Here is a 21,347-nt window from a genome sequence, read left to right on the forward strand (position 1 = left end):
CTGCCAATAATTACATTTTGATACTGTGCAGCGTTTTTAACTTTCACTATGATGTCTGTAATGGATAACGCGATAGCATTTATGTATGACTGTCTCATCCTATACCCCTTCAGTGACGCTTAACATCACTGTTGTTATTTATAACCATTCATTTATCTTTGAGGATACTATTATGAAAAAAGTAATCATTGCATCTTTAACTGCTATGTTCGTTCTAACTGGTTGCAACACGTTCAAAGGCTTTGGCCAAGACGTATCAAGCGCTGGTGATGCTGTAACTGGCGGCGCACAAGAAGTACAAAACAAAATCTAAGGTCTGCTTTTTTTAGATTTTCAAAAGGGCTTATCATTTATTTGATAAGCCTTTTTTGTGTTCTTACTTCACTTCTATTACGCAATTATTCAAAAATAATCTTATAAAAACGCACGTAATATCTGATTGAGATAACGCTGGCCTAATATAGTCGGTTGCAACTGCGTATCGCTATCTACCAACAACCCTTGTTTGACCAGATTGTTCACTTGTTCAGCAATACTATCAAGCGTTAACCCAGTTCTCTTTTCAAACAGTGACCAAGCAACGCCGCCATGTAAGCGTAGTGCGTTTAGCATAAATTCACTCACTAGCTCTTCTTGATCAATCGCTTGCCAGCCAACCATTTTTGGTACGTTTTGAGTGCTCTTGGATTTTTCTGTCTCTATATCTCCTACATAATCTTTTGGCAAACGTGATTTGCTAAAACGATAGATGCCAGATTCTGCTAATAAATCGTTTTCCGATTTATCATTTTCTTTTGACGGTGCGCTACCTCTGTCTGCGTGACAATCAATCGTCACTTTACCATGTGCACCAGCACCTATTGCTAAATAGTCGCCAAACTGCCAATAGTTGATATTATGACGACATGGTTTGTCTGACGCACCTGCCCATGCCGACACCTCATAATTGCTATAACCTAATTGCTGCAATAGCGCTTGCCCTGCTTGTTCAATATCTGCCAAATTGTCTTCATCAGGTAAAATAGGCTGGCTACGGTAAAATACGGTATTTGGCTCAATGGTCAGTTGATACCAAGAGATATGCGTTGCACCAGCATTATGCGCCATTTGGATATCTTCTAGCGCTTCATTCATGGTTTGCTGCGGTAGACCGTGCATCAGGTCAACGTTGACCCGTACAAATCCAGCCGCTTTGGCAGCGCGAATTGCTGATAACGCTTGCACAGGATCATGGATACGCCCCAGTACCTTTAGCTTATCAGCGGCAAAGCTCTGTACACCGATAGACAGACGATTGATACCAACCTCTAAATACTGCGCAAATGGTGCATGCTCAAGCGTGCCAGGATTGGCCTCCATCGTGATTTCAATGTCTTCTGCAAATTCAAAACACGTACGTAAACCAATAAACAATCGCTGATACTGAGCAATGGGTAGCAAAGACGGCGTACCACCACCAATAAATATCGAACCAATCTCTCGGCCCTGAGCTAAAGGTTGCTGCATTTCGGCGTCTAGCAGTAACGCATCAACATATTCTTCATACATGGATAGCTCACTGTCCATCGGTAGCTCATGCGAATTAAAATCGCAATAAGGACACTTCTTCACACACCACGGAATGTGAATGTAAAGAGACAATGGAATGTCGATCACGTCTACCGCGATAGTATCCGTCGTTGGTTCAGTAAGACTTAACGTATTCAGGTCGTTCGGCATGCTGTCTGTATTCACTTTGGGCATAAATAAACTTATTTTGTAGTGAGCAATAATGATCGATATCAAAAGTAACGCTAGGTTGACATACTCCCACCACTTTCGGCAAGCACAAGTGGGGATTCTAAAAGCAAATGCTCTTAGGCGACTTTCTCACGAAGGTCGCTTGTTTTCTGTTTCAACGGGCGACCTTTACTGCATTCTCCCTCCGCAGATAAAACGGCATGTCCTGCCGCTAATATGTTACGAGCCGCATTAAAATCAGCGTTCGCAACATACCTACATTTGATGCACTCAAATTTTGACTGAGTTTGTCTGTTATCGACAGCAATATGCTGGCATTCAGAGCAGGTTTGGCTAGTGTATCGTGGGTTTACCTTAATCAGTAACCCACCGCGCCATTGCTGCTTGTACTCAAGCATATTGACCATCATGCCCCAGCCTTGATCTAGGATGGATTTATTTAATCCTGACTTGGCTTTGACATGACGACCTTTATTCTCCACCGTACCACTGGCTGATTTCGACATATTGGCGACTTTTAAATCTTCACAAGCAATCATGGCGTGGCTTTTGCTGATGCTGGTGGTGATCTTATGCAAGTAGTCATGTCTGATATTGGCAATGTGGCTATGGAGTTTTTGAATCTTGCGGTTTTGCTTTTTCCAGTTTTCACTGAATTTTACTTTTTTCGCCAATCCACGTTGCAGTTTGGCAAGTTTGAGTTGATTGGTTTTAAAGCTGTTTTTGGGTTTAATATATTCACCGTTTGAGGTGGTGAGTAGTTTACTGATGCCCACGTCCAAGCCAATGGCGCTTGTGGCAGGGTGACGTGGGTTCTCAGCCAGTTCGCGCTCTGTGCCAAACGACACATACCATCGACCTGATTTCTTGCTAATGGTGACATTTTTAATCGTGCCGATGATGTCTTGCGATTTTCTAAACTTCACCAATCCCACGCCATTCGGTAGTTTGACTCGATTGCCCTCAATACGGCAGTATTTATCAAACTGAACTAACCGAATTGAGTCACGCCCATCGGATTTGCGCTTAAATTGTGGCATTAATGGTCGTCGTTGAATTTCTGTGCCATCAGCCAGTTTAAAAAACTTGGGTTTGCGAGGTTTCTTTTTATTTTCTTTCAATCTGGCATGTGCTTTAGGATCAAAGAAACGCGACCAAGCCGATGCCAGATCACGTACTTTTTGTTGTAAAGAGACAGCGTTTGAGCTGCTTTTTAAGAACTCGAAATCAGGATTGCTCTTTAGATCCATGATTTTATTAACGAGGTTCGTGGCATTGATAAACTCATCTTTAGCAAACATCTCAAATGAGATCACTAGCATTTGATTCCAAACAAAACGTGCAGAGCCGACAAGATTATTTAAAATAATCTCCTGCTCTACATTAGGCTCAAGCCTAAATTTATACGCTTTGTTGATTTTCATAAATGCGTTCTTTATTAATGAGTGTGTGTTTGATATTATGCTTATAATACTAGCATTTAAGAGTTTTTATTACAATGAGTGAGATATATAAAAACCGCCATGCTGCCTTTAATCTCCACGTTCATTTGGTTTTTATTACTAAGTACCGAAAAAAAGTTTTAGGTGAGCTGCATCATAAGTATTTCAGTGAGTGTGTCACTGAGGTATGCAAGAGCTTTGATGCTGAATTAAAAGAATGTAACGGTGGAGCAGATCATATCCACATGCTTATCCAGTACCCGCCCACGGTGCAATTAAGCAAATTGGTTAATAACTTAAAATCAGTCACAAGTAGACGAATGAGGGGTGATTTTATTGATTTAAGAGCAGCTTATTCCAAGCCTGTGCTTTGGTCACGCTCCTACTTTGCAAGCTCTTGTGGCGGTGCGCCATTAGATATTATTAAGCAATACATTCAGAACCAGCAAGGCTAACCAGTGATGCGAAATTCACCTCCACCCTAATGTCAGGTGGAGCCCTCTTTGCTTTTTTAAGATAAACTATTCAAGACAAGTTTGAAAGTGAGTTAATAAAAACCTCGATAATTTTAAGAACGAATTGAAAAATAAATAAAAAATCAAAGGACAGATATATGGCGTATTGGTTAATGAAATCCAACCCTAAATTTTTTGGTATTGAAGATTTGCAGCGCTTGGGCACCGACGGTTGGGACGGCGTTCGTAACTACCGTGCGCGTAACTTTATGCGTGATGATATGAAAGTTGGTGACAAAGTGTTCTTTTATCACTCTAGCGCCAAGCCGTCTGGAGTCGCTGGTATCATGACAGTTACTACAGCAGGATATCCTGATCCTACTCAGTTTCACCCTGAGCATCGTCATTATGATCCTATTGCGACTGAAGAGGAACCTCGTTGGTATATGGTCGATCTCACTTTTGAGCAAGCTTTTACAGAGGTGTTACCACTATCAGAGCTAAAATTTTTGCCAACTTTGGAAGATTCGTTATTACTAAGGAAAGGATGTCAGCAATTAACAGTGATTCCATTAAAGCCCAAACATTGGCGAGCAATTATGGACATGGTGGAGACACTTGAGTTGTTGCCGGAGTAAACTTATTAAATCGTCTCTGAGCTATTGGCTATTGGCTATTGGCTATTGGCTATTGGCTATGAAATAGAGTACAAAAAACCTAAGATTAATACTTACATAGCGGTGCTAAAGCGTTGACATCATAGTGTGGCTTCTTTACCATCTTACTATGTATATGACCTGTCAATCCACTACTTGGATCGATGGGTTATTTTTATTTTAGTGTCTTTACTTTTATTTTCATACTCTGCCTATCTACTCATGCAACATTATAAGTTTGCTCATATTATTTATCGGAGTATTATCGTCGGCACTACTCTCCTCGCTGCGTCAACCTTAGTCGATTGATAGCAGTGTTTGTTTATTAATAATAATTACCTTAATAACAATTACCGCAAAGAATAAAAAGTTGCTTACCATGGTTTTTCCATTGTCTTTCAAAGATTTTAAAAGCTATAGCTTACGTTTAGGCGTACTTGCCCTCCCTATCTTAATTACTCAGTTTTGCCAAGCCGCACTTGGCGTGGTCGATGCCATCATGGCAGGTCAAGTTTCGGCGCTTGATTTGGCTGCGGTAGCCGTTGGCTCTGGTATTTGGCTACCGCTGTTTTTATTGGCCACAGGTGTGCTTATCGCAACCACACCTCTAATTGGTGAAGCAATTGGTCAAGACCAGCACGGCCAAGTGCCGCATATCACGCAGCAGTCTCTATGGACCGCAGGTGTCATTGGCATTATCGGTTTTATCATTGTTAATTTGGCTCCCAATGTTCTTGGCATTATGGGTGTCCCAGAAAACATTCAGCCGATAGCGACACAGTATTTACATGGTGTCTCATTTGGTTTCCCAGCGCTCGCTGTATATGCCGTCCTGCGCAGTTATTGTGAAGCATTGGGTCGTCCTGAGCCTGTAACTGTCATTAGTATCATTGGCCTGCTTGCAGATATTCCTTTGAACTATATTTTTATTCATGGGTTATTTGGCATGCCAGAAATGGGCGGTGCAGGCTGCGGGGTGGCGACAGCATTGGTATTATGGATAAATGTCCTATTGCTTGCGGCGTATACTAGCTTCACAAAACGTCGCGAATTTGTGAGCACGCGATTTTTTTATGGCTTCTCTAGCCCTAATCGTACACAGATTAAAAAGCTGTTGAAACTTGGCATCCCTATTGGCATCTCTATCTTCTTTGAAGCCAGTTTATTTAGCTTAGGCGCACTCGTTATCAGTCCATTGGGTGAGCTAGCAACCGCATCGCATCAAGTGGCGCTGTCAGTGACCTCACAGCTATTTATGATACCGATATCTGTCGCCATGGCGCTCACTATCATGGTCTCCAATCGATTTGGTCAAAAAAACCTATTAGCATTGCGCCAAGTGCAAGCTACTGGACTGGTATGGACCGTATTGATCGCTTTAACCTGTATGGTTGGGATATGGCTATTCAGACTAGAACTGGCAGCAGCATTCACTGATAATCCAGAAGTTAGAGCCCAGTCTATGCATTTGCTTATCTTTGCACTCGCCTATCAGTTATTTGATGGCTGGCAGGTTAACGTCGCTGGTATATTGCGCGGTATGCAAGACACCACCATACCGATGTGGGTAACGCTCTTTTGCTATTGGTTAGTTGCCCTACCACTTGGCGTCTATCTAGTGCGTTTTACTGACGTTGGTGCACAAGGGTTTTGGATGGCGTTGATTACAGGTTTGTTCTTATCATCTATTTTACTTACTTTGCGTCTACGCTATCAGCAAAAACGCTTAACTGTGCTATGGGGTTAAGCCAATTGCTTATGGATTGAATTTTATAATCATTATTAGCGTCATTTGATCATACAGACTATGAAAAATCGTGGATATTTTCTTGCTAAAGAGATGGCTTACGTCAAAATATGTAAAAATTCTCAGTTAACAACTGTACATTGATTGCTCATTGCCCTGAATCTAGGTATCATTAGCAATTAATTAGACAATATTTAGTTACACTATTTCTCGAATTTAGTACAAGGCCAGATAAAAACTATGGATATTGAAAAAATACGCACCCTCATCGCCCTTATGGAAGAAAGTGAACTGGTTAATTTAGAAATCAGTTCTGACGACGAGCATATCAGCTTAACTCGTCACTATGACGCGCCTGCGCCAACTATGATGGCTGCCCCAGCTGCGAGCGCTGCTCCTGCTGCCGCTGTCGAAGGCAAACCTGCAGAAAAAGCGGGTAGCGTTGAGTCTTCACCAATGGTTGGTGTTTTCTATTCAGCACCAAGCCCTAATGACCCACCATTTGTAAAAGTCGGTCAAAAAGTTCAGGCAGGTGATACTTTAGGTATTATCGAAGCTATGAAAATCATGAACCCGCTTGAAGCGACTCAAAGTGGTATTGTTGACGAAATCTTGGTAGATAACTCTGAAGTCGTACAGTTCGGTCAACCTGTCATACGCTACAAAGCGTAACGATATTTGCCATACTTTATTTCATTATGGCTGACTTTTGGTATATATACCGCGTCAATGCTAAACAACCTGATGCTATGTATCGAAACTCAGTCAATGACTGACGCTTCGACAAGGATGAACCCATGATAAAAAAATTGCTCATTGCCAACAGAGGTGAAATTGCCCTGCGCATCGTCCGCGCCTGTAAAGCGCTAGGTATCGAAACGGTAGGTGTCTACTCTACTGCGGATGCCAACTTGATGCACTTGCGCTTTGTTGATGAGGCAATTTGTATTGGCAAGCCTAATGCTAACCAAAGCTACCTTGATATCAATACCATCTTAACTGCTGCTGAAATCACTGGTGCAGATGCTATCCATCCTGGTTATGGCTTTTTGTCTGAGAATGCTGAATTTGCTGAACAAGTAGAAGAAGCAGGATTGACCTTCGTTGGTCCTAATGCTGATCATATTCGCCTTATGGGCAACAAAGTTTCTGCCATCAACGCTATGAAAAAAGCTGGCGTACCAACTGTACCTGGTTCAGTTGGCGCTGTGACCCTGCATAATGCTGAAGAGCAAGCCCGCAATATCGGTTTCCCACTATTGATTAAAGCGGCTTCTGGCGGCGGTGGACGCGGTATGCGTGTGGTTGAACGCTTTGACGAATTGATTGGTCAAGTACAAGCTGCTAAACAAGAAGCTGAGCTTTGGTTCGGTGATGACACTGTCTATATGGAGCGCTATCTACAAAACCCGCGCCACGTAGAAGTACAGGTGTTGGGTGATGGTAATGGTAATGCTATCCATCTATATGACCGTGATTGCTCATTGCAGCGTCGCCATCAAAAAGTACTAGAAGAAGCACCTGCGCCTGACATCCCAGATGATGTACGTGAACCAATCCTAAAAGCTTGTGTAAAAGCGTGTGAGCTTGTTAAATATCGCGGTGCTGGTACGTTTGAATTCTTGTTTGAAAATAACGAGTTTTTCTTTATTGAGATGAATACTCGTGTACAGGTTGAGCATCCAGTGACTGAGATGATTACTGGTATTGATGTTGTGGTCGAGCAGCTCAAAATCGCAGCTGGTTACGGTCTGTCTTATCGCCAAAGCGAGATTGAGATCCAAGGTCATGCGATCGAATGTCGTATTAATGCCGAAGATGCAGCAACTTTTGTACCTTGCCCAGGCACTATCAGTCAATTGTTCACGCCAAGTGGTTCTGGCATTCGCTTTGACTCTCATCTATACCCTGGCTATGAGATACCGACCTATTACGATTCATTGATTGGTAAGCTTATCTGTCACGGTCAAACTCGTCAGCAAGCCATTGCTAAGACAGTACATGCCCTTGATGAGCTGATTATCGAAGGTATCAAAACCAATATTCCTTTACATCGTGATGTGATTTTGGCGGATGATAACTTTACTCGTGAAGCGCAAAATATTCACTATCTCGAAAGAGAGCTGCTGACTGCGAATAAAGCTAAAAAAGACTCGTAGGCTAAAATACTTATAGAGTTCGCTAAGTTTAATTAAAACAGCACATAAAAAACCGCTATTAATATAGCGGTTTTTTTATGTCATCAATAAGCTGTCAATCATACATAAAGTACAACGAGCATATCTAATTATGGCAACACTCTATTGAAGTTCATAAAGCATTCGTTACCATCAGGATCAGCGCACCATTGCATCTGGTTGCCATCATGATTGATAAATGCAATTAACGCTTCATCAGTCTGGTCGATCTGATTGCCTGAGCAGTCTACTTCATTATTATCATAAACAGTCTTGATCGCAATAACTGGCAGCCCTTCTTCACGATGGGTAACCAGATATCGGCCGTATGTCCACTCTTTGCCACTGACAGACCACATCTCATTATCCGCACTAAAGTTATATAGCTCGCGGCACTGGTTAGACTTACCAACTGATGCAAGTAAGTTTTTGCTAGTAGTTGGTTGAATGTTTAGAACCCGCTCTTCACTTTGAGTCAGTACGCCGCCGTCCATGCCTGTTATCACCTTGGGCTCTACACTGCTAGGCTGTGGCGCAATATTTGCCGACTGGTTATCTTCCGCTTCCTTGGTCATCATAGCCTGAGTAGAATGAGCGCTACTATCCAAGTCTATTTCCCACTGTCCGGCAATGGCTGGGCTAATATGAGTGGTGATGGTCGGCTTGGTAGCCTCACCGTTCGCAGGCAACGAAGCCAAAATAGATGCTAGCGTGAATGAAGCAAATGAGATAGGTTCCATAATTAACCTTTTATTTATAATATTTTAATATATACATTAGCGTAAGTCTTAGACACCAAAAACACAAGTAACATTATGCTATTGCTCATAAACCTGTAGTTGGAATTTCATATGTATTTATGGTAAAAAATAACGCCATCGCTTCACTTGCTAAAGACAAGGAGCGATGGCGTTATTAGCATACAGAATTTTGCGTGGTATCAATGACTACTTAACACTAAGCAGCTTCTGTGTTTAGCGCTTGAGCAAAAGCTGATAACGCCCCTTTTAGCATGGCTGATACTGTACTGCTACAAGTACCGATGCCTGAGTATACCTCGCCATCGACATTTAACTGAATGTAAGCAGCAGCATTGGCATTGGTTTTGTTATCACTGTTGGTATCATCATCGATACCATTACCACTGTTATGATGCGGGTTAATCGCATGTTCTGCATAGTTAATAATATGTAGTGATTTGCCAGTATGCTGTGCAAGTCCATCAATAAATGATGATAATGGGCCGTTACCCGTGCCATCAATATCAATAGTATCGCTATTCATTTGTACTTGACCACTAAAGTAAACCTCACCGCCTTTATTGTTGACGCTATAGTCTAGCAGCTCAAACTTGCCCTGCTGCAAGTAAGTATCTTCAAAGGTCTGCAAGATTTCATCATTCTGCAATTCTCTTGCAGCTGCTTCAGCTTGCTTTTGTACCACACGGCTAAAGTCAATCTGCATCCAACGTGGTAAGTTGAAACCGTAGTTACGCTGCAAGATATATGCGACGCCACCTTTGCCCGACTGGCTATTGATACGTACTACATCTTGGTAGCTACGCCCAATATGTGCAGGATCAATGGGTAGATAAGCCACGTCCCAGACATTGTCTGTTTCGCTCTGATTGCTTTCATTATAATCGAGAGATTTTTTGATAGCATCTTGATGTGAGCCACTAAATGCCGTGAAGACCAACTCGCCTACATAAGGATGACGTGGGTGCAATGGTAGGTTATTGCATTCGCTCACCACCTGTACGATTTCACTCATGTTGCTAAAATCAAGCTCAGGATCGATACCTTGGCTAAACAAGTTCATGGCCATGACCATGATATCCATATTCCCTGTACGCTCACCGTTACCAAGCAATGTGCCTTCGATACGATCCGCACCTGCAAGTACGCCCAATTCAGCTGCCGCTACCGCACAGCCACGGTCATTATGAGTATGCAAGCTTACAATCACGTGCTCACGCTGGGCTAAATTACGGCAGAAGTACTCTACTTGATCAGCAAAGACATTGGGCATAGAAGCCTCAACCGTCGCTGGCAAGTTAAAAATAACTTCCTGACCCTGCTGTGGTTGCCACACATCACATACTGCATCGCAAACCTCTACGGCATATTCAGTTTCTGTCTGGCTAAAGCTCTCTGGTGAGTACTGAAATACCCAATCTGTCTCAGGATACTTTGCTGCATATTCTTGTAATAGCTTGGCGCCTGCAATCGCAATCTCTTTGATTTCGGCTTTATCTTTGCCATAGACTTTTTCGCGTTGTACACGGCTGGTTGAGTTATAGACATGGACAACCGCACGTTTTGCGCCTTTTAATGATTCAAAAGTACGGGCAATCAAATGCTCGCGCGCTTGTACCAATACTTGTAGCGTTACATCTTCAGGTACGTGGTTTTCTTCGATAAGCTTACGCGCAAAGTCAAATTCTACCTGCGCCGCTGATGGAAAACCAATCTCAATCTCTTTAAAACCAACATCTACTAAGGTCTTAAAGAAACGCATTTTTTGTTCAATGGTCATCGGATCAATCAGTGCTTGGTTACCATCACGCAGATCCACACTTGCCCATATCGGTGACTTCTCAATCGTCTTGCTTGGCCAAGTACGATCTGGCAGCGATGGCGCAAATGCAAATGGACGGTATTTACGGAAGTCAAAAGTGGCACTTTTTGGTGTAATCTTTGCAGTCCCTGTGGCTGCAGTGTGCGTGGCTTGGTCAGACATAATCAATCCTTAGATGATATGGTTGTTTATATATTTAGCTAGGCGATTAGCTGTTGATTAGATCAGTATTTATCATACGAGATAACTAGTGTTCATACCATAATAATATCAAAGTTTAACAGAGAGAAACCTGCTTTCTTTTACTTTATTTTCTGTTATTTTAGTGGAAAAACACAATTTAGACATTATAATCGAATAAATTCACTATTAAGGCTTAAGAAATGCCAGATAATCATATTGATAGTATAGGGACTGCAGATATAGACGAGACAGATAGACAGTTGCTGCGCTTATTGCAAACGCAGGCGCGCATGAGTATTACTGAACTTGCTGAACGCGTCAACCTGTCTGCCACCCCTTGCGCACGTCGTATCAAACGCCTAGAAGATGCGAACATTATCACCGGCTACCATACCAAAACCGATGCGCAAAAACTTGGCTATCCGCTAGCCGTGTTTATCGCTATTAGTATGGATCGACATACAGCAGAACGTTTCGAGCAGTTTGAACGCAAAGTCCAAAGCTTTGAGGAAGTCATTAGCTGTAGTATTGTCACAGGACGCACGGAAGACTATCTGATTAAGGTTAGGGTACGTGATATGACACATTACGAAGAATTTTTATTACATCGCCTTAATCGTATTGAAGGCGTAGCCCAAGTTCATACCAGTTTTGAATTACGAGAAGTATTTAGTCGTAGTGTGGTTTAGACGATCTAAGCGGTCGTTGGCGACTGTCGACGAAACCATACCAATAGTACAAATCCAATCATTAATCCAATAGCAGCGACAAGTAACCCTGCATTGAAATTACTATCTTGCCCTGCCAGTGCCACTGTTACCAAGGGTCCTAAAAACTGACCCAATGCATAAGCCAACGTTGCCAAAGCAATCAGTAAATTAGAATAGGCAGGATTGATGTTTTTAAATAAAGTCAGTGTCATCGATACCATACCGACGAAGGTCAATCCTAAAATCGCAGCATTGCCATACAATCCAAGTGCACCATCAAACCATATCGGCAAGCACATGCCAAATGCTTGCAATACTGTTAGCCCCATTAAGGTTTTTATCTCACCGATACGTTTAGCAAGCGCGCCCCATAGGGGGTTTGACAACATCGCAAAAATACCAACGACCAACCAAATCATGAGTCCAGCATACGTCTGTGTCGTTAGACGCTGCGCTGCCATGACGGGCAAAAAAGTTGCTGAACTGATATAACCAAACCCTGCCAGTACGTAGCTGACGAAAAGTAAAGTAAGCGCTTTATGGTGCCCAGAGATGGCTTCATATAAGGAGCGTTTAAAGTTTAAATAGGTCTGGTGCACTGACACGTGCTGTTTGGCATCAATCTGCTGTGAATCAACAGCTTGTACTTGTCTTGGCTTTATCGTATAAAGTAGCCACACAAGCGGTAAACTGGTGACACCTGCGACCAGCCAAATTACATCGAAGTGATAGCCTAATTTTAATAGCCACCACGTTACGATGGCAGAGGCGCTGATGCCGACACCAATACCTGCATAGTGGACTGCTGATAATACAGAACGGCGCTCAGGGCTAAGGGTTTGAATCACGAAAGATGAGCTCAATATCATCGCTACGCCACTTGCAATGCCTGCGATTAAGCGAATGATATACCATAGAGTTAACGACATATCAGGCACAACAAGCAGCATCGTTGTAATAACACTAATAATCGCCCACAGCGTCATCGTCTGCCATGTCAAGCGCTGAGGTACAAACATGGCTATAAGAGCGCCAATAAAGTAACCGATATAATTGATTGATGCCAGCCAGCCTGCAATCGTCGTTGATAGCGACAATTGCACCATAATATCAGGTAAGGTGGCGGTAAACAGAAAGCGTCCATAACCCATAACGACTGCCATGCAGTACATACCGATACAGGCAATGGCAGCTTCGTTGGTAATCGTCGGGACCATACGGCTTTTAAAAGCAGTCATCATGACAGCGCCATTTTTGTGGTAATTAGCACACAATCCTTTGTGTTAGACAGTCAAAAGCAGTAATAAATAAACGCAGAAATAGAAAAGTTATTAGATATATTAGGCCAGCATAAATTTATTAGCGAAAACTATAATACGTCTAACGTTGGCGTCTCTACCGTATCCTGTCCTAGCATTTGTACCCGCTGATCGCTAAACATATCCATATCTGGAGCTAGCGTACGCATAAACCGATCAAAATACAACATCTGTTTGGTCAATAGAGCAAAGTCGCGTGGGAAATGGATGCCATGACGTTTACCAACTTCGACAATCTCAAGCATCATTTTATTAAGCTCATCGGCTTGTTCTTTACTATTAAACGGCACACCGCTGGTAAAGGTTTTATCTTCTGCCATGATGGTTGTCATCATCCGTTGCAAGTCATCCCCTAATGCAGCCACATTGACTTTATTGCCACCATGCGTCATTTCCATGTCAATCATATGGCGCGCCATGGCTTGATAGTCACTGTCTTGCATGGCTTGCATCATGCCCATACATGCGCGCCAGCTCTCAGCTTTGAGCTTGCCGACAATACCAAAATCCAAAAATCCAATACGACCATCAGTCAATAGCATCAAATTACCAGCGTGTAAATCCGCATGGAAACTATTGCATAACATAAGACTGGCAAACCATGTGTTCAAAGTGTCTGCCATAACTTGGGCAGGATCTGCACAGTATTGGCGCATGAGCGACTCATCGACCATAGAAACGCCATATAGGCGGCTCATCGTTAGCACACGCTTGGTAGTCAGCTCTTCATAGACAGTTGGTGCAACGACACGAGTATTACCTGATACCGCTAAGAACTGTTGAAAATCGCGGATGTTCTGGGCTTCAGCGATAAAGTCCGTCTCGGCAAGCATACGCAGACGAATCTCATCGATAATCGGCGCAATACTCGCAAACTTCATTGAGGGCATCAGTATTTCAAGTAGCTTAGTTACGCCATGCAATACACCCAAGTCGGTCTGCATGATGGTCTCGACGCCAGGCTTTTGTACCTTCAGCACCACTTCATTACCATTGTGCAACCGTGCTGCATGCACTTGAGCGATAGAAGCTGAGGCTAGTGGCTCTGAGTCAATGTGCGCAAACGTATCATCAAGCGTCATGCCATTAGTCGCCAGCTCTTCTTTTAGCACTTGCTCGATATAAGCATAAGACAATGGCGTAGTTTGATCCAAGCAGCTCTGGAAAGCCTTGACATAATCACGTGGAAACAATGACGGTGTACTGGCGATAAATTGACCGATTTTGATATAAGTTGTGCCTAACTGCTCAAAGGTTTCTTTGAGTAGCATCGCGTCAGGTTTCTCACCTTTTGCCACTCTTAGCGCAGACAGACCTGCCACACTCGCTGTTTGGCGAACACGGTTCATGACATTAAAAGTATGCTTTAATAAATGCGGACGATGAATTTTCATAAAAAACAACTATGGTAATAAGAAGGAGGTTTGAAGATAGGCAATACAATATAAAAACGCGTTAAAATAAGATTACTCAGTTATAGTCGGTTAAAGATAATTTGGATACAAGGAAGGCGAGCGAAAGTACTACCAGTCGTAGACTAAGCAAGCCTGACACTGTATCCAATTTATAGAGGATTGACTATAGGACTGCTACAGACAGGACACTGCGGGTCTTTTCGATAGCCCATTAGTCGCTGCTGCATCTGACTACCATCCCATATGAGCAGTTTGTTTGTCAGTGGATTTTTGGTTAATCCCAAGTATTGCAACGCAGCATTGGCTTGCAAATTACCCATGACGGCAGTAGTACTGGCCAGCACTCCTGAATTGGCACACGTACGTTCGTCAGCGGCTTCGTCGAGCACTACGGAGCCAAACACGCAATGATAGCAACCAGTGTCGAGCTGAGGTTCGAACAGTGCTAACTGCCCTTGCATCGCAATCGCTGAGGCAGATAACAGGGGAATCTGATAGCGTACACTAATACGATTGATGATGTCGCGCGTGGCAAAATTATCCGTACAATCTAAGAGTAAGTCAGGCTTGCCTGCTGCCATATCGAGCAATTCATAAGCGTTGTCTTCATCTAATCGTGCGACTGTGCCGCGAGCCTTTATCAAGGGATTGATGCGCTCTAACATGTGCGCTGCGGTCAGTGCTTTAGACTGACCAACATCTTCTGGCAAAAACAGCGTTTGCCGTTGCAAGTTACTCGCCTCAATCTCGTCATCATCAATCAGATGAACGTGACCCACCCCAGCACGCACCAATGTCTCAGACGCAGGACAACCAAGGCCACCTGCCCCTATTATGACCACACGTGCTGTCTTTAATCGCAGCTGAGCGTCCATATCCCAACCGTCTAATAAAACTTGCCGAGCATAACGGAGCAGCTCATCATCCGATAGCTGTACCATCTCTTCTACCATATTCATCTACAACCTATAATCAAAGAAATCTACTACCAAAAAACTATCTATTGGACTTGCCCTAGCGTGACGCGATCATTACCACTGTAGTCTTTTACGGTATGTACTGACTCAAAACCACTATTCAAAAACAACTTGCGAACAGCATCCCCTTGATCATAGCCATGTTCAATAGCTAATAACCCACCTGTACATAGATATGTCGTCGCTTGCTGGACGATATGCTCGATATCAGCCAAACCCTGATTGGGTGCACTGAGCGCACTAATCGGTTCAGCTGTTAGATGGGCCAAATGCTCGTCTGTCTCGTCAATGTACGGAGGGTTTGACACGATCACGTCAAACTGCGGCTCATCGTTAGTAGGTAACGCTTGATACCAACTGCTTTGGACAAAATCAACATTGGCAACATTATTGCTCACGGCATTGTGCTGAGCAACTTTGAGCGCCTCTGACGATAAATCAACCGCTACGACTTGCAAATTAGCGTGTTTTAATTCATGGGCAAGACTGATAGCGATACAACCTGACCCTGTCCCCAAATCTAACAATCGTTTATTACTAAGTTGCGCTGGCTGAGCGTTTATCCAGTTCAATACCTGCTCAACCAATACCTCGGTATCAGGCCTAGGAATCAAAGTATGCTCGTTTACCTTAAAGCTAAGCGACCAAAACTCCTGCTGTCCGGTTAGATACGCAAGCGGTATACCTTGCTGCATTTTCACCACGCCGTCATTGAACCGTGCGACTTCACTATCACTTAGCTGATAATCTTCATCAGTCATCAACGCTATCGCAGGCTTATCAATGACATGCACCAACCAGTCAGTGAACCAAAATGACGGCTGCTGATTATCTGACTCACCATTCGTCAGTTGTTGAATCTGCTGCTTGATTTGACGAATGGTTGATACGGTCATAGATAGCTCTTAAATAACAGTGAATGAATAAAGGTAAAATACTGTTTAGCCTACTCTGATGCGCGTGGTGGCTCTTTGGTATCGGTCAGGTTAGGATTGGTTTTGCTCAGTTTGTCACCTACCCCATTGCCGCCGCTACTATCATTATTGTCATCGCCATAAATATCATCGTTATCACCAATGATAATATGTCTATCAACAAAGTAAATCAGTGCCAAAATTGGAATACCAATAGCAAAGGTAAAGATAAAGAAAAACGGATAACCCATATTATCGACGATAGCACCAGAATAACCACCCATTACTTTTGGTATCAGGGTCATCAATGAGGAAAAAATCGCATACTGTACCGCGGTAAAGCGAATCGATGTCAGTGCTGATAAGAAAGCGATAAATACAGCGCTTGCAAGGCCCGCAGCCAAGTTATCAAATATCACTGCCATATACATGATTGGCAGGCTACCTGGGTTATATGTCAATACCACAAACAACAGGTTGGTCGCACACGCTAAAATCGCGCCTATCATCATGGCATGCATGATACGGAAACGCTGAGCCAAAATCCCGCCCAAGAAGCCACCTGCAATTGCCATAATCACACCGACCAGTTTTACGGCATTGGCGATATCTGTTTTGCTAAAGCCCATATCTTGATAAAAGACGTTGGAGATCACGCCTGCGACGATATCTGAGATACGGTATAGACCAATCAAGGCTAATAGCAGCAGGGCTTTTTTGCCATAACGTCGGAAAAAATCTAAGACAGGCTCGATCCATGTTGCCATGGCCACTTCTTTTTTCACCAGTCCTACTTGTACTAGTGCATAACCTGCTGCCATTGCCGCGCCTAGGCTTACTAACAAGTGCAAGGTTTCTACAAAGAAGCTAGAAAACGCGCCTTCGAACTCTGGTAAGACTTGTCCCATCAATATATAAGCAGCGATAAAGGCAATCACTGAAAATACAAACAACGCTACCAGTCTGACGTAGTCTTCACGAGTTTCAGCGACCAACGGGGCTTTGTTAATGATTTTTGGTTGATTAATAATAAAGTACAGTAATAACAATGGCGCGCACGCGACCAATGCTAAAAAGTAAAATTTAATCGCTGGCATTACCATTAGTGGTATCAAGGCCACTGTGCTATCAAATACTGTATTGATCAAAATATTAATCAGGTAAATAACACCAAACAGCAGACCTGGGATAAGCAGTAACGCCGAATAAATTAGGAATACTTTTAAGTTACCCTTCTGCTTTTTACTTTGCAGGGTCTCAGCGGTTGGCTCATAACTAGCAAACGTCGTTAATACCCCTAACGTCATGACTCCTGCCATGATGTAATAGGTATTGCGCCATGCTTCATAACTATAAAACGTCTCATTTGAGCCGAAATAATCAGCCAAATATAACGCGCCTGCCCCTGCGACAATCATACCGATACGGTAGCCTGACACATAGATAGAGGACAAGATAGACTGCATAGACGGCGGCGCAAGCTCAATACGGTACGCATCAATCACGATATCTTGTGTCGCAGAAGAGAACCCAAGCAGCACGGCCGCGCCTGCCATATAAACCAAGACATCTTCGCTAACAGGATTTACCCTTGCCATCAAAAAGATCGCCAGCACGATAAGCAACTGTGATACCACCATCCAACTACGACGACGCCCTAGCCACTTGGTCAAAAACGGCACAGGGAGCGCATCAATCAATGGCGCCCAAATAAATTTGAACGAATAACCCAATGCTGCCCAACTGAACATAGTGACGACACTACGATCAATGCCTGCTTCTCTCAGCCATAGCGATAGACTTGAGAAAATCAGCAGAATAGGTATACCCGCTGAGAACCCCAAAAACAGCATAATAATGACACGAGGATCGAGATAAGCTTTTATAGCCTCGCCCCATGACTTTTTGGCAATTGGTTGATTGGGCGGTACAGATTTGACAGCAGACATAATAACTCACCAACAATTCAGACAAAGAACACAACCGCGCACAATTTTTATCAATCTTTAGAATCAGTTATTGACAAAAGGATCGATAAAAATTGCTCTACGTTGCACCAATATTATCATTACAACAAAATCCAGTTATGGTACTTGAGAACCTTTATCTTGACTAGATGTTTTTGCATTAACTTAGCGATTGCAGACCAGGTGCAATTGCTTATATTTCTTAATAGTAACGCAAAAAATCGCAGTGTTTTACCAGGGTTATCTTAGCTCTCTTTTTTATTGCTAATTTCTGTTTTGAAAGATGTCTGACAATGACATTATTTATAGGTAATATAAAGGTAGTAGTAAAAATGACGCAGGCTTGATTGGTTAGGTGCACTCTATTGGTTTACTCTTAACTGGCAGTGATAAGCATAGGCGTTAATAACGATTGAGATAAACAAAACATCAAGTCTTTTACGATTGGTAATTTAAAACTTATAATTCTTATATATTAGTTTTATAAATCCACTCAGCTTAGTTATGCTTTGTACATAAACAACGACTACCGAGATTCACGGTTTGTTCTTTCGATTATCACAACCCAGGAGTTATACCATGTCCGACTCAACCAATAACACCACTGACAAAAACACTGCACCAGATTCTGCTCGTTGTCCTGTAGATCACGAAAGCAACAATAATGCGCTTACTAACACAACCTATGATCAGGGTGATGATCAAGGCCCAACGATCCATAGCGAAAACGTTGATAACTCGCACGAGCCTCAGCGTCCTAGCATGGGTGGCTGTCCTGTTATGCATCAGGCACATACTACTACTGCTTCTGCTGCGACAGATTGGTGGCCAAATGCTCTAAACTTAGACATATTGCATCAGCAAGACAAAAAGACTGACCCAATGGGTGAAGACTTTGATTATGCTGAAGCTTTTAAGCAGCTGGACTTAGAAGCAGTCAAAACTGACTTAAAAAATCTAATGACTGAGTCGCAAGAATGGTGGCCAGCTGACTGGGGACACTATGGTGGTTTGATGATTCGTATGGCATGGCATTCAGCTGGTACGTATCGTCGTTCTGATGGTCGCGGCGGTTCTAATACTGGTAATCAACGCTTTGCACCATTGAACAGCTGGCCTGACAACGTCAACCTTGATAAAGCCCGCCGTCTATTATGGCCAATCAAGAAAAAATACGGCAATAAATTGTCTTGGGCCGATTTGATGATTTTGGCAGGTAACATGGCTTATGAATCTATGGGCTTCAAAACTCTAGGATTTGCCGGTGGCCGAGCTGATATCTGGCATCCAGAAAAAGACATCTATTGGGGTTCTGAGCGCGAATGGCTAGCTGCTACCAAAAACCGTTACGACAGTGATGAAGAGCGCGAATCATTAGAAAATCCTTTAGCTGCTGTGCAAATGGGTTTGATCTATGTCAACCCAGAAGGTGTTGATGGCAATCCTGACCCAATCAAAACCGCACAAGACATCCGTACTACGTTTGGTCGTATGTCGATGAATGACGAAGAGACCGTTGCTTTGACAGCTGGTGGTCACACGGTTGGTAAGTGTCACGGTAATGGTGACGCGACGATACTAGAAGATGAACCAGAAGGCGCTGATATCAAAGAGCAAGGCCTAGGCTGGCGCAACCCTAAAGGCACAGGTAATGCAGGCGATACAGTTTCAAGTGGTATCGAGGGCGCCTGGACTACGAATCCAACTGAGTGGAACTATGAGTACTTTGATTTGTTGTTCAACCATGAATGGGCGTTGACTAAGAGTCCAGCTGGTGCGTGGCAGTGGGAACCTGTCGACATTAAGGAAGAAGACCGTCCTTTAGATGCGCATGATCCAAGTGTACGCCGTAACCCAATCATGACTGATGCCGATATGGCGTTGATTAAAGATCCTATCTATCGTGAGATCTCTGAGAAATTCCACAACAACCCAGAGTACTTTGATGAAGTATTCGCTAGAGCATGGTTCAAACTGACTCACCGCGATTTGGGACCGAAATCTCGTTACCTAGGTGCCGATGTACCAAGCGAAGACTTTGTATGGCAAGACCCTATTCCTACAGGCAACGCGGACTTGACTGCTGATGATATTGCAACGCTAAAAGCACAGATTTTAGACAGTGACCTTAGTCGTCGTGAGTTGATCATTACAGCATGGGATAGCGCTCGTACGTTCCGCGCTTCGGACTATCGCGGCGGTGCCAACGGTGCACGCATCCGTTTAGCCCCACAAAAAGACTGGGCAGGCAACGAGCCAGAACAATTACAACGTGTACTTGAGACATTGACCAGCATTCAGTCTGGCTTTGATAAAGACGTTAGCTTAGCAGACCTTATTGTATTGGCTGGTAACGCTGCGATTGAACAAGCAGCAAACGATGCAGGTGTAGATATTACTGTACCGTTCAATCCAGGTCGCGGCGATGCTGACGCTGAAATGACTGACGCCGAATCTTTCGCTGATTTAGAGCCGCTACATGATGGCTATCGTAACTGGATTCAGGGCGACTACGCGGTATCACCAGAAGAGATGCTACTTGATCGCACACAATTAATGGGATTGACAGCGCCTGAGATGGTCGTATTGCTTGGTGGTATGCGAGTCCTTGATACCAACCACGGTCAGAGCCAACATGGCGTCTTTACTGAACGTGCTGGCGTGCTTACCAACGACTTCTTTGTCAATTTAACAGACATAAATTACACATGGCACCCTGTAAAAGCAGCCGACAATACTGCTAATAGTTACGAAGTACGTGAGCGTGGTACAGGAAACGTCAAATGGCAAGCAAGCCGTGTAGACTTGGTATTTGGCTCTAACTCTATATTACGTGCTTATGCTGAGCTATACGCGCAAGATGATAACTTAGAGAAATTCGTTCGTGACTTCGTCCGCGCTTGGAACAAGGTTATGAATGCAGACCGCTTTGATATTGCTAAATAAGCTGAGTTTGAAGTTGGTCAGTATCAACTGATTAACAGCAGTAAATATTAATAAATAACTTTATAACTGACAAACAGCTATCTTTTAGAAGGTAGCTGTTTTTTTATGCTCAATAATGA

17 protein-coding genes are annotated in these 21,347 nt (G+C 43.3%); 8 read left to right on the top strand and 9 right to left on the bottom strand.

Annotation, left to right across the window (positions count from 1 at the left end):
- Positions 1-172: 172 nt before the first annotated feature.
- A complete protein-coding gene (locus QL898_RS03770) occupies positions 173-313 on the top strand; it encodes an entericidin A/B family lipoprotein (RefSeq protein WP_057759705.1) in 141 nt (46 codons plus the stop codon).
- Between the two features lie 101 nt (positions 314-414).
- Here QL898_RS03770 and hemW read toward each other — a convergent pair whose 3' ends face one another.
- Positions 415-1,719 (bottom strand): radical SAM family heme chaperone HemW, encoded by a 1,305-nt coding sequence (gene hemW / locus QL898_RS03775; RefSeq protein WP_290175891.1) that lies wholly within the window; start codon positions 1,717-1,719, stop codon positions 415-417.
- Positions 1,720-1,856: 137 nt separating this feature from the next.
- The gene (locus QL898_RS03780) at positions 1,857-3,164 is read right to left on the bottom strand and encodes a transposase (protein WP_290175845.1); all 1,308 of its coding nucleotides are present in this window, start codon (positions 3,162-3,164) and stop codon (positions 1,857-1,859) included.
- A 74-nt stretch (positions 3,165-3,238) separates the two neighbouring features.
- On the opposite strand from QL898_RS03780, the gene tnpA reads away from it, so the two are divergent.
- The 5 genes from tnpA to accC all read left to right on the top strand — a co-directional run bounded on the left by tnpA (position 3,239) and on the right by accC (position 8,199).
- Positions 3,239-3,637 carry an IS200/IS605 family transposase gene (gene tnpA, locus QL898_RS03785; protein WP_290175846.1) on the top strand — a complete coding sequence of 133 codons (399 nt, stop codon included), beginning with the start codon at positions 3,239-3,241 and terminating at the stop codon, positions 3,635-3,637.
- Between the two features lie 158 nt (positions 3,638-3,795).
- Complete coding sequence (locus QL898_RS03790; protein ID WP_290175847.1) at positions 3,796-4,275, top strand: EVE domain-containing protein; 480 nt, start codon at positions 3,796-3,798, stop codon at positions 4,273-4,275.
- A gap of 397 nt (positions 4,276-4,672) precedes the next feature.
- Positions 4,673-6,040 (top strand): MATE family efflux transporter, encoded by a 1,368-nt coding sequence (locus QL898_RS03795; protein WP_290175848.1) that lies wholly within the window; start codon positions 4,673-4,675, stop codon positions 6,038-6,040.
- Positions 6,041-6,280: 240 nt separating this feature from the next.
- Positions 6,281-6,712: an acetyl-CoA carboxylase biotin carboxyl carrier protein gene (gene accB, locus QL898_RS03800; protein ID WP_102092842.1), complete on the top strand. Its 432-nt coding sequence runs from the start codon at positions 6,281-6,283 to the stop codon at positions 6,710-6,712.
- Positions 6,713-6,837: 125 nt separating this feature from the next.
- Entirely contained in the window at positions 6,838-8,199 is a 1,362-nt protein-coding gene (accC, locus tag QL898_RS03805) for an acetyl-CoA carboxylase biotin carboxylase subunit (protein ID WP_057759692.1), read from the top strand.
- 128 nt (positions 8,200-8,327) lie between these two features.
- On the opposite strand, the gene QL898_RS03810 is transcribed toward accC, so the two are convergent.
- The gene (locus tag QL898_RS03810; protein ID WP_290175849.1) at positions 8,328-8,957 is read right to left on the bottom strand and encodes a hypothetical protein; all 630 of its coding nucleotides are present in this window, start codon (positions 8,955-8,957) and stop codon (positions 8,328-8,330) included.
- 217 nt (positions 8,958-9,174) lie between these two features.
- Positions 9,175-10,959: a 2-isopropylmalate synthase gene (gene leuA, locus QL898_RS03815; RefSeq protein ID WP_290175850.1), complete on the bottom strand. Its 1,785-nt coding sequence runs from the start codon at positions 10,957-10,959 to the stop codon at positions 9,175-9,177.
- A 221-nt stretch (positions 10,960-11,180) separates the two neighbouring features.
- On the opposite strand from leuA, the gene QL898_RS03820 reads away from it, so the two are divergent.
- Positions 11,181-11,669 (top strand): Lrp/AsnC family transcriptional regulator, encoded by a 489-nt coding sequence (locus QL898_RS03820; RefSeq protein ID WP_201547308.1) that lies wholly within the window; start codon positions 11,181-11,183, stop codon positions 11,667-11,669.
- Positions 11,670-11,674: 5 nt separating this feature from the next.
- Here QL898_RS03820 and QL898_RS03825 read toward each other — a convergent pair whose 3' ends face one another.
- The 5 genes from QL898_RS03825 to QL898_RS03845 all read right to left on the bottom strand — a co-directional run bounded on the left by QL898_RS03825 (position 11,675) and on the right by QL898_RS03845 (position 18,264).
- Positions 11,675-12,931: a YbfB/YjiJ family MFS transporter gene (locus QL898_RS03825; protein WP_201547309.1), complete on the bottom strand. Its 1,257-nt coding sequence runs from the start codon at positions 12,929-12,931 to the stop codon at positions 11,675-11,677.
- Between the two features lie 128 nt (positions 12,932-13,059).
- Complete coding sequence (locus QL898_RS03830) at positions 13,060-14,403, bottom strand: AarF/ABC1/UbiB kinase family protein (RefSeq protein WP_290175852.1); 1,344 nt, start codon at positions 14,401-14,403, stop codon at positions 13,060-13,062.
- Positions 14,404-14,573: 170 nt separating this feature from the next.
- Positions 14,574-15,383, bottom strand: a complete 810-nt coding sequence (locus QL898_RS03835) for a HesA/MoeB/ThiF family protein (protein ID WP_290175853.1) — start codon at positions 15,381-15,383, stop codon at positions 14,574-14,576.
- Between the two features lie 41 nt (positions 15,384-15,424).
- The gene (gene prmC / locus QL898_RS03840; RefSeq protein WP_290175854.1) at positions 15,425-16,297 is read right to left on the bottom strand and encodes a peptide chain release factor N(5)-glutamine methyltransferase; all 873 of its coding nucleotides are present in this window, start codon (positions 16,295-16,297) and stop codon (positions 15,425-15,427) included.
- Between the two features lie 50 nt (positions 16,298-16,347).
- Positions 16,348-18,264, bottom strand: a complete 1,917-nt coding sequence (locus QL898_RS03845) for an MFS transporter (protein ID WP_290175855.1) — start codon at positions 18,262-18,264, stop codon at positions 16,348-16,350.
- Positions 18,265-19,044: 780 nt separating this feature from the next.
- On the opposite strand from QL898_RS03845, the gene katG reads away from it, so the two are divergent.
- A complete protein-coding gene (katG, locus tag QL898_RS03850; protein ID WP_290175892.1) occupies positions 19,045-21,228 on the top strand; it encodes a catalase/peroxidase HPI in 2,184 nt (727 codons plus the stop codon).
- Positions 21,229-21,347: the final 119 nt, after the last annotated feature.

It is taken from the genome of Psychrobacter sp. APC 3279, from assembly GCF_030407795.1.
Taxonomy (GTDB): Bacteria; Pseudomonadota; Gammaproteobacteria; order Pseudomonadales; family Moraxellaceae; genus Psychrobacter.